The sequence below is a fragment of the Kitasatospora sp. NPDC127060 genome (assembly GCF_042724935.1).
GTDB lineage: Bacteria > Actinomycetota > Actinomycetes > Streptomycetales > Streptomycetaceae > Kitasatospora.
The window spans coordinates 65303-74918 of record NZ_JBHXEG010000037.1 but is presented as its reverse complement, the minus strand read 5'-3'; the positions used below and the strand labels follow the sequence as shown (position 1 = coordinate 74918).

8 protein-coding genes and 1 tRNA gene are annotated in these 9616 nt (G+C 73.6%); 5 read left to right on the top strand and 4 right to left on the bottom strand.

Translation table 11 applies throughout. The annotated features are described in order from the left end of the window. Nucleotides 1-59: 59 nt before the first annotated feature. Together ACFWIS_RS21255 and ACFWIS_RS21250 are read left to right on the top strand one after the other, a co-directional pair. Nucleotides 60-143 (top strand) — tRNA-Leu (locus ACFWIS_RS21255). A gap of 93 nt (nt 144-236) precedes the next feature. Continuing rightward, nucleotides 237-851, top strand: a complete 615-nt coding sequence (locus ACFWIS_RS21250; protein WP_380461505.1) for a hypothetical protein — start codon at nt 237-239, stop codon at nt 849-851. A gap of 46 nt (nt 852-897) precedes the next feature. Here the strand turns inward: ACFWIS_RS21250 and ACFWIS_RS21245 are convergent, their stop codons facing one another. Then, nucleotides 898-2040 (bottom strand): serine hydrolase domain-containing protein, encoded by a 1143-nt coding sequence (locus ACFWIS_RS21245; RefSeq protein WP_380461504.1) that lies wholly within the window; start codon nt 2038-2040, stop codon nt 898-900. A gap of 219 nt (nt 2041-2259) precedes the next feature. Here ACFWIS_RS21245 and ACFWIS_RS21240 point away from each other — a divergent pair, with 219 nt between their 5' ends. From ACFWIS_RS21240 to ACFWIS_RS21230, 3 genes are all read left to right on the top strand, one after another. Next, complete coding sequence (locus ACFWIS_RS21240; RefSeq protein ID WP_380461503.1) at nt 2260-3495, top strand: sensor histidine kinase; 1236 nt, start codon at nt 2260-2262, stop codon at nt 3493-3495. Beyond that, the gene (locus tag ACFWIS_RS21235) at nt 3492-4166 is read left to right on the top strand and encodes a response regulator (RefSeq protein WP_380461502.1); all 675 of its coding nucleotides are present in this window, start codon (nt 3492-3494) and stop codon (nt 4164-4166) included. The genes ACFWIS_RS21240 and ACFWIS_RS21235 overlap by 4 nt, the downstream gene beginning before the upstream one ends. Before the next feature lie 127 nt (nt 4167-4293). Beyond that, the gene (locus ACFWIS_RS21230; protein WP_380461501.1) at nt 4294-6561 is read left to right on the top strand and encodes a serine/threonine-protein kinase; all 2268 of its coding nucleotides are present in this window, start codon (nt 4294-4296) and stop codon (nt 6559-6561) included. Between the two features lie 84 nt (nt 6562-6645). Here the strand turns inward: ACFWIS_RS21230 and ACFWIS_RS21225 are convergent, their stop codons facing one another. The 3 genes from ACFWIS_RS21225 to ACFWIS_RS21215 all read right to left on the bottom strand — a co-directional run bounded on the left by ACFWIS_RS21225 (nt 6646) and on the right by ACFWIS_RS21215 (nt 9472). After that, nucleotides 6646-7308, bottom strand: coding sequence for a DUF4097 family beta strand repeat-containing protein (locus ACFWIS_RS21225; protein WP_380461500.1), 663 nt, complete (start codon nt 7306-7308; stop codon nt 6646-6648). A gap of 342 nt (nt 7309-7650) precedes the next feature. Beyond that, a complete protein-coding gene (locus ACFWIS_RS21220; protein WP_380461499.1) occupies nt 7651-7863 on the bottom strand; it encodes a cold-shock protein in 213 nt (70 codons plus the stop codon). Nucleotides 7864-8020: 157 nt separating this feature from the next. Next, nucleotides 8021-9472, bottom strand: a complete 1452-nt coding sequence (locus tag ACFWIS_RS21215) for an amidase (protein WP_380461498.1) — start codon at nt 9470-9472, stop codon at nt 8021-8023. Nucleotides 9473-9616: the final 144 nt, after the last annotated feature.

Here is a 9616-nt window from a genome sequence, read left to right as displayed (position 1 = left end):
GCTCTGACCTGGTCGGAGGCACCCCTGGAGATGGTCTATAGTTAACCCATCACCCAGATGCGCGGGTGGCGGAATAGGCAGACGCGCTGGATTCAGGTTCCAGTGCCCGAAAGGGCGTGGGGGTTCAACTCCCCCCTCGCGCACAGCGAACGGCCGGTCGATCTTCGGATCGACCGGCCGTTCTGTTTGCGGCTCCGCACGGGCTCCTGTCGGAGGGGGGTGACACACTCCCCGGCATGAAGATGATCGAAGCGATCGAAGCGGTTCTGAAGGCGAACGGTTCGGAGGACGATCCGGGCTTCCTGGGCGAGTTCACGTTGGCGGGGCGCCTGTCGAGCCGCGGGGACATCGCGGTGTGCGGGCTCGAGGGCGGGGAGTACTTCACCTTCGACGACATCGCCGACGGGCTGCACGAGGTGTACCTGGCGTACGACTGGGACGACGAGCGGCGCGCCACCGTCTCCGCGGTCGCGCTGGTCGCCGGCGGTACCGCCCCGGAGGCGCTGGTGGGGGCGAGCTGGGAGGAGGCTTCGGACGACGTCAACATGCTGAGCGAGCACGCCTCGGCGATCCACTCCAGCACCCCGGACAGCCTGGCGATCGGCGGGGCCCTCCGGCGGACCGCCGGATTCGCGGACGCGGAGGACCCCGTGGCCCGGGCCGTGGCCGAGTTCGCCGCGCAGCAGGAGGCGGGCTCCCGGACGCCGGTGCTCGATGTCGTCGTCGATCCGGAGAGCGGCGCCAACAGCCTGGTCTTCCCGACCTGTGACTTCACGGCGAACAGCATCCTGGTCGGTCGGGACGGCAGTGGAGCGGGGGTCGGGATCTTCTGGTCCAACTTCGACGGATGAGGTCCCCCGGGGCCGGGGCCGGGGGACAGTCGTCCGGGCGGTCCGGTCAGCGACAGAGGGCCGTGTCCACGACGTCCTCCAGGTGCCGGGTGACCGCGCCGTCCGCCGGGACGCTGGTCACGGTGATGTCGGCGGCGCGGCCGTCGTCCGTCGCACCGCCGCGGGACTCGTAGCCCGGGATGTCGCCGCCGTGGCCCCAGTAGACGCCGCCGCAGGACAGCGGCCGACTGATGATCCCCAGCCCGTAGCCGGCGCCGGTGTCCCCGATGGGAACGGTGGTGCGCATCTGGGCGAGGAGGTCCGGGGAGAGCAGCCGGCCGCCCAGCAGGGCGGTGAAGAACCGGTTCAGGTCGGAGTCGGTGGAGGTCATCTGACCCGCCGCCCAGCCCGCGGAGGGGTCCAGCTCGGTGGTGTCGATCAGCGGGCCGCCCGGCTTCTCCTGGCGGTAGCCGCTGGGGTGGGCCTCCCGGATGCCGCGGTCCCCGGTGGCGGGGAAGTAGGTGTGGCGCAGGCCGATGCGCTGGATGATCCGTCGGTCGATCTCCTCGGCGAGCGGTCGGCCGGTGACCTTCTGGATGATCAGGCCGACCAGCACGTAGTTGGTGCTGCTGTACTTGAACCCCTTCCCGGGGGCGAAGTGGGCCGGGTGCCGGAAGGCCAGGTCCAGCAGCTCGCGCGGCTCGAAGTACCGCTGCTGCATGACGGATTCGTCGATGTCCCCCTCGTAGTCGGGGAGCCCGCTGGTGTGCTGGAGGAGCTGGCGGACGGTGATCCCGTGCCCGTCGATGCCGTCCCCGCGCACGATGCCGGGGAGGTAGGTCTCGACCTGCTCGTCCAGCTTGACCTTCCCCTCGCCGACCAGTTGCAGGGCGACGACGGCGGTGAAGGTCTTGGTGTTGCTGCCGATCCGCACCTGGCCCTCCCTGGGCACCTTCGCGCCGGTGGCCAGGTTGCCGACCCCCGCCGTGTAGTGGCGGGTCCGGCCCGTACGGTCCTGGACGCTCGCCAGTGCGGCGGGCAGGCCGTCGGAGTGCACCAGGGCGTTCAGGTCCTGCTGGACGGTGTCCGGCTTGGCGGCGACGGCCGTCGCGGGGGCCAGGGCGCCGGCCGTGATGAGGCCGAGGACCACCGCGGCGGACACGCCCCGCCGCCGGGAGGAACGGGGCTTCTGCTGGGTCAGGTCACGCATGGGTCGACTCCTGTGGATTCGTCGGCTGTGGGTCCGCCGGTTGTGGGTCCGCCGGTCGGGGACTCGCCGGTCGGGGGCTCGCCGGTGGTGGATGCGTCGGTGAGCGAGTGACTCGATCCTGGGCTCCGGCGCCCCCGGCGCACATCGCGGAAAGGCGGGAAAACGCGCTCCCCCGATCGGGGGAGGCCCTCGCTGACCTGCCCGGACATACTGGCGGACATGATCAGAGCACTTCGGCCGCTGCTCCGCGGCTCCACGTACACGGGCGCACTGTTCGCCTACTGCGGCGCGCTGGCGAGCCTTCCGCTGCTGCCGCTCGCCGCCCTGCCGGCGCTCGGCTGGGCGTCGGCTCCGTATCTCGTGCGGTTCGCCCTGACCCTGCTGCTCTGGACGGTGCTGACCGGTCTGCTCGGGCTGGCCCGCACCACCCGGCGCGCCCTGGTCGCGTCCGCCCGTCGAATGCTGGGGGTGCCGCTGCCGGCGGCCGCCGCCGGGCGCCGGCCGTCCGGGGCCGACCGCTGGCGGACGCCGGCCTGGCTGGTGCTGCAGGTGGCACTGGGGTGGACGGGCGCGCTGGTGAGCGGGGTGCTGCTGCTCATGGGCCTCTCCCTGCCGTTCGGCTGGCTCGGCGGCGAGGCGCGGTTCAGCCTGTTCGGCTGGTCGCTGGAGGTGCCGGACGGCTGGTGGAGCTGCCTGCCGGCGGTCGTCTGCGTGCTGCTGGCGGTGACCGGCTGCGCGGTGGTGACGGGGATCCTGCGCTGGGCGGCGCCGCGGCTGCTCGGACCGTCCGCCGCCGAGCGGCTCGCGCTGGCCGCCGAACGGGAACTGGCGCTGGCCGAACGCAACCGGCTCGCCCACGAGTTGCACGACTCCATCGGGCACACTCTGACGGCGGCCACCATCCAGGCCGCGATGGCGGGCGAGGTGCTCGCCGACGATCCGGCGGCGGCGCGGGCCGCCATGCGCAGCATCGAGGAGTCCACCCGGGCCGCGCTGGAGGACCTGGACTACGTGCTCGGTGTGCTGCGCGAGGAGGACGCGGCCACGGCACCCACCCGGACCCTCGCCGACCTGCCTGAACTGCTGGACCGGCTGCGCCACGCGGGCGCCGTGGTGGACCCGGCCCTCGCCGGCGACCTCGCCCAGGTGCCGGGGACGCTCTCCCGGGCGGCGTACCGGATCCTTCAGGAAGGACTGACCAACGCCCTGCGGCACGGGACCGGCGGCCCGATCGAGGTCGGCGTGGTGGCGGCGCCGGACGTGCTGGAGCTGCGGGTGGTCAACCGGACCGGATCCGGATCCGGAACCGGAACCGGCGCCTTCCCGACCTCCGGGCACGGCCTGCCCGGACTGGCCGAGCGGGTACGGCTGCTGCACGGCGAGTTCGCGGCCGGGCCGGACGGGCCCGAGAGCTGGAAGCTGGCGGTCCGGCTGCCGGTCCGGGCGACGGTGTGAGCACCGCGTCCGGTGCCCCTGTCACGCTGCTGATCGCGGACGACGACGAAGTCACCCGCAGCGGCCTGCGCACCCTGCTCTCCGTCCAGCCGGGGATCGAGGTGGTCGGGGAGGCCGCCGACGGCGTCGACGCGGTCGAGCAGGCGCTGCGACTGCGTCCGGACGTGGTTCTGATGGACGTGCGGATGCCGCGCCGCAACGGGATCGAGGCCACCCGGCAGCTGCTGGCGGAGTCCGCCGAGCCGCCGAGAGTCGTGGTGATCACCACCTTCGAGAACGACGGCTACGTCACCGCCGCGCTCAGCGCCGGGGCCAGCGGCTTCGTGCTCAAGCGGCTGCCGGTCCGGCAGATCGCCGAGGCCGTCCGGGTGGTGGCGGCGGGGGAGGCGATCCTGTTCCCGGCCGCGCTGCGCCGGATGGTCGCCGCCCGCCCGCTGGACTCGGCCGAGGCGCTGCCCCGGGCGGCGCTGACCGGGCGCGAGGAGGAGGTGCTGCGGCTGATGGCCACCGGGCTGTCCAACCCGGAGATCGCCGAGATGCTGACGGTGAGCCAGGAGACGGTGAAGACCCACGTCGGGAACGTGCTGACCAAGCTCGGGGCGCAGAACCGGACCCACGCGGTGGTGATCGCCTACGAGTCGGGACTGGTGGTGCCGGGGTTCACGGGCTGAGCCGGCTTCCCCGGCCGACTCGGGCCTCCACCAGGAGGCAGGAGGCGGGAGGCGGGAGGCGGGAGACGGGGAGGCAGGCCTTAGGCTGGGCCGGTCGGCCGGACATGCCTGGGGGAGGGAACGGCACGTGACTCTGTCGGAACACGATCCGCGCGAGATCGGCGGGTACCTCCTGGAGGGCCGGCTCGGGGCGGGCGGCATGGGCGTGGTCTACCGCGCCCGGTCGGTCTCCGGCCGCCAGGTGGCGGTCAAGGTCATCCGGCCCGAACTGGCCGCCGACGCGGAGTTCCGGGCCCGCTTCCGGCAGGAGGTCACGGCCGCCCGCAAGGTCAGCGGCGCCTTCACCGCGCCCGTCCTCGACGCGGACCCCGACGCCCCGGCCCCCTGGCTGGCCACCCTCTTCATCCCCGGTCCATCCCTGGGCGAACGCATCGTCGGGCAGGGCCCGTTGACCCCGCCCGAGGTCCGCCGCCTGGCCGCCGGACTGGCCGAGGCGCTCCAGGAGATCCACCGCGTCGGGCTGGTGCACCGCGACCTCAAGCCCGGCAATGTGCTGCTCGCCGAGGACGGCCCGCGCGTCATCGACTTCGGGATCGCCCGCAGCGCCGGCGAGACCCAGCTCACCAGCACCGGAGTCGCCGTCGGTACCCCGCCGTTCATGGCGCCCGAGCAGTTCCGCAGCGGTACGGCGACGACCGCCACCGATGTGTTCGCCCTCGGCTCGGTCCTCGCCTTCGCGGCCACCGGGCGCGGCCCGTTCGGCGCCGACTCCTCGCACGCGGTGGGATTCCGGGTGGTCTACGAGGAGCCGGACCTCGCCGGGCTGGCGCCGGAGCTGCTCCCGCTGATCACCGGCTGCCTGGCCAAGGATCCGGAGCAACGGCCCACGGTGGAGGGGCTGTTGAGGATCATCGCGGAGAGCGCGCGGGAGCGGACGGTCCGGCTGCGGACGGGGCCGGTGGCTCTGGCCGCTGTGCCGGCTCCTGCCCCGGCCGCCCCGGCGGTTCCGACGCCGACGGCCGCCAGCCCGCTCACACCGGCGGTTCCGACGCCGACGGCCGCCAGCCCGCACACACCGGCGGTCCCGACGCCGACGGCCGCCAGCCCGCACACACCGGCGGTCCCGACGCCGACGGCCGCCAGCCCGGTCGCCCCGCCGCCGGAGCAGCCGCCGGTGCCGCCGGCCGCCCCGCCGCACCTCCCGCCGTCCTCCGCCGCCGAACGGGGCCCCCGCCCGCGCCGGGCCCTGCTGATCGGCTCGGCGCTGGCCGCCGTCGTGGTCGCCGCGGCGGGCACGCTCGGCTACCTGGCCTGGCACGACCGGGAGCCGAGTACCGGGCAGACCGGGCAGGCCGGGCAGGCCGGCCCGTCCGCAGCCGCCGCGGGCCTCGGCTGCGCCCCGGCCGACACGGCCGACACGGCGGTCGTCGGCTCGGACGGGATGGAGGCCGACCTGGTCAAGAAGTGGACGGCGGACTTCGGCAAGGCCTGCCCGAGCAACCGACTCAGCTACCGGGCCCCGCTCGTCGGAGACCCGAGCAACCCGTTCGGCAACACCAACGTGGCCGACTTCGCCGTCGGCCGCCTCGAGGCCGCCACCGTCGACGAGGCGGTGCCCGACGGCCAGGTGGGTCAGACCGGCAGGCATTGCGTCTCGGGACAGATGTCCCAAGTCCCGATCGCGGTGCTGCCGGTCGCGGTGGTCTTCAACGTGCCGGGGGTGACGGATCTGGTGTTCGACGCACCGACGCTCGCCAAGATCTTCCGGGGCCAGATCCGGACCTGGAACGATCCGGCGATCAGGGCGCTCAACCCGGCCACCGTGCTGCCCGGTTCATCGATCGACGTACGGGTCCCGACCGACCTGTCCTGGTCCGCCTTCGTCTTCGCCCACTATCTCGGCAAGGCGGCACCCGCCGACTGGCCGTTCAATTCGGGCCCGGTCTGGGACTCCGGGGAGAAGGCCGGGGCCGGCGCGACCGAAGCGGGCATCCCCGGTGCCATCGCCGGGGCCATGGGGTCGATCGGCTTCGTGCCGCTGAAGGACGTCGGCAACCTCCACACGGCCCGGGTGCGGACCGGTGACGGCGACGTCGCCCCGAGCACCGCGGGCGCCAACGCGATGGCTGCGACCGGCACCGTGGCGGCCTCGGGCAGCAGGCTCTCGGTCGAGCTCGACTACCAGAAGCCGGTCAAGTCCGGTTACCCCGTGGTCGGTTTCGGCTACCTCGACTTCTGCGGGAGCGGCGGGGGCGCCGCCGTCATGGCGAGTTTCGCCTCCTACGCGGTCAGCGCACCGGGCCAGGCGACGGGCGAGTCGCTGAAGTACGGCGCGTTGCCCCCGGCGATGACCCAGCAGGTGCAGGGCGTGCTGACCGCGCTGCGGTCCAAGTAGGGCCGCCCGCTCGCCCGACCGTCCGTCGGTGCCGGTCGCCTGCTGCCTGCTGCCTGCCGCCTGTTGCCCGCGGCCCGGTGCCGGTCAGAGGCTGCGGGCGGTGATGTCGCCGTTCGAGGTGGTGGCGCGGATCCGCAGCTCCGCACTGCCCCCGTTCCGGAGCGAGTCGGCGATCCGGCCGTGGCCGGTGCCGGCGTCCAGGGTGGCGGAGACGCCCACGGCGGCGGCGACGGTGATGCTGCCGGACTGGGTGCTCAGCACCACCGCGCCGGGCCCGGCCTCGGCTATCCGGATGTCGCCACGCGACGTGCTGATGTCCGCCGTGCCGTTGATCCGGCCGACCTCGATGTCCCCGTCGACCGCGGTGAGGCGCAGGCCCGCGGCCTCGTCGACGCTGATCCGGTTGTACGCACCCCGGTAGTCGACGTCGCCGAGTCGGCCGGCGGTGCGCAGCTCGGTGCTCTCCGTCCGGGCCTCGACCCGGGAGCCGGCGGGCAGCTGGACGGTGACCTCCAGCGCGCCGGGGCCGAGCAGCGCGTTCCCGGGGGCGACGGTGTGGATCCGCAGCACGCCGTCGGCGTACTCGATGACGGTCTGCTCGGCGGTCTCCACGTCCCGCTTCTTGGCGGGGTCGGCGGGCCGCACCTCGACCACGGTGTCGGTGCGCTCGGAGGCGGCGAACCGGACGCGCCCGGCGGGGACGTCGAGGACGGCGGTGATCGCGGTGGGGGTGTCGAACGCCTGCATGGTGCTCTCCTCGGTTTGCGACGCGGGTCCCTGCGGCCCGTCGTTTCTGATGATGGAAACGCTACGTTGCATTCGGTGAAGTGGCAACCGGTGTGCAGGCGTAAATATGAATAGCGGCAGGTAGATGACGGCAAATCATTGCAATGTGCTGGAGGGTAACGCAATGCCTCGATGAGGTGTCGTTGCAATGGAATGGGAGTGAATGCTATGCCGAGTCCATTCGGCCCGGCTCTCCGTCCCCCCCCCCCCGCCCCCGTCCCGGCCTCCGGCCCCGGCCCCGGGAAAGCGGAACGCGCGCCCGGTCGCGATCGACCGGGCGCGCGCGGGGGCCCGCCGGGGCGTCTACTGCTCGACCCGGACCTTGTCGGCCTGCAGGCCCTTCTGTCCCTGGGTGACCTCGAAGGAGACCTTCTGGCCCTCCACCAGGGACTTGAAGCCGGTCGACTCGATCGACCGGAAATGCACGAACAGGTCGGGGCCGGACTCCGGGCTGATGAACCCGTAGCCCTTCTCGTCGTTGAACCACTTCACGGTGCCGTTCTGGCGCTCGGCCATGCCTACTCCTCGGGGTCGGATCACGGTGACCTCGCGTGATCCTCTCACGCAGGGCACTCGGGCCGACACGAGGCGTAGTCGGCGCGCTGCGGTCGGCTGCCCGGGGCGGGGCTCCCGTCCTGGTGGGTGAGGGGCGCGGCGCCGACGTGACGGCAGATCAGGGCTGGTTGGCGCGGAGCCCGTGCTGCGCCGGGCGCGCGCCGTCACCCCTCGGGTCGATCGGGGTGAGGGTGCCGAGCCGGTCCTCGATGTGCTGGGCGGCGGCCAGGCAGAGGTCCTCGCGGAACGGGCGTCCGACGAGCTGCACCCCGGCGGGCAGGCCGTCGGCGTCCAGCCCGGTGGGGACGGCGACGGCCGGGACGCCGACGAAGCTGGTGACCGAGCAGAGCCGCATCGCCATGGCGACCCGGTCCCGCCCGGCCTGGTCCCGGGACTCCAGGCCGGGTTCGACCGGCGGCTCGGTGAAGACGGGGCCGAGCAGCAGCGGGTGCTCCGCCAGGAACTCCGTCCAGGAGCGGCGGACGTTCATCCAGGTGCTCATCAGTCGGATCAGCCCGGCGGCATCGGCGGGCGGGGCGCTGCGCATGGTCAGCTCGATGAAGCGGTCTCCGCCCTCGCCCAGCAGCTGCCGCACGGTGGGCCAGCTCGGGGCGAACTCGGTGACGGCGAGCCGGTGGTAGGTCTCCAGTGCCTCGTCGAGCCGGGGCACGTCGGGTACCTCCTCCACCTCGTACCCGGCGTCGCGCAGTGCCGCCGCAGCGGCCTCGACGGCCCGGCGAACGGCCGGGTGGACGCCATGGCCGCCCGGGTCGGCGACCACGGCGACCCGTGGCGGGCCCCCGAGCGGCTCGCCGTACAGCGGAGCGGGGACGGCGCGGGGGTCGCGCGGGTCGGGGCCGGCCAGGATCTCGTAGGCGAGCCGGAGGTCGGCCACCGTCCGGGCCAACGGGCCGTCGGTTACCAGGACTTGGGAGGCCGGGCCGGGATCGTCCGGGCCCAGCATGCGTTGGTCGGCGGCGAACCGGCCGGTGGTCGGTGTGAGTGCGGCGACCCCGCAGAACACGGCCGGGATGCGGACCGAGCCGCCGGAGTCGTTGCCGAGGCCGAGCGGGGCCATGCCGGTGGCCACCGCCACGCCGTCCCCGCCGCTGGAGCCGCCGGGTGTGCGGGCGGCGTCCCAGGGGTTGCGGGTGTCGCCGTACAGCTCGCTGCGGGTGTGCATCCCGGCCAGGATCAGGGTCGGCATGTTGCTGTGCCCGATCGGGATCGCCCCGGCGGCGCGCAGCCGGGCCACCGGGATGGCGTCGGCGGGGGCGGTGAGGTCGCGGAAGCGCGGGGTGCCGAAGGTGGTCGGGACGCCCTCGACGCGGATGCACTCCTTGACCGTGAACGGCACCCCGGCGAGCGGGCCGAGCCGCTCGCCGGCGGCGCGGGCGCGGTCGGTCTCCCGGGCGGCGGCGCGGGCGCGGTCGGCGAGGAGCTGGGTGACGGCGTTGGCCCGCGGGTTGACCTCGGCGATGCGGTCGAGATGGGAGTCCACCACCTCGCGGGCGGACACCTCGCCGCTGTGGACGGCGGCGGCGATGGCGAAGGCGGGGAGTTTCCACATGGGTCCTCCTGGTGGGTTCGGGGTTCGGGGTTCGAGGTTCGGGGTTCCGGGCTCTGGGTTCTGATGCGCTTGCATCGGAACCATAGTGGGCGAGCCGATACGCTTGCATCGGAATAAGCCGGAGCAAGGAAGGGAGGTGGGTGG

Coding starts and splice junctions, on each gene's coding strand:
- ACFWIS_RS21250 (WP_380461505.1), top strand. CDS start 237: ATGAAGATGATCGAAGCGATCGAAGCGGTTCTGAAGGCGAACGGTTCG.
- ACFWIS_RS21245 (WP_380461504.1), bottom strand. CDS start 2,040: ATGCGTGACCTGACCCAGCAGAAGCCCCGTTCCTCCCGGCGGCGGGGC.
- ACFWIS_RS21240 (WP_380461503.1), top strand. CDS start 2,260: ATGATCAGAGCACTTCGGCCGCTGCTCCGCGGCTCCACGTACACGGGC.
- ACFWIS_RS21225 (WP_380461500.1), bottom strand. CDS start 7,308: ATGCAGGCGTTCGACACCCCCACCGCGATCACCGCCGTCCTCGACGTC.
- ACFWIS_RS21220 (WP_380461499.1), bottom strand. CDS start 7,863: ATGGCCGAGCGCCAGAACGGCACCGTGAAGTGGTTCAACGACGAGAAG.
- ACFWIS_RS21215 (WP_380461498.1), bottom strand. CDS start 9,472: ATGTGGAAACTCCCCGCCTTCGCCATCGCCGCCGCCGTCCACAGCGGC.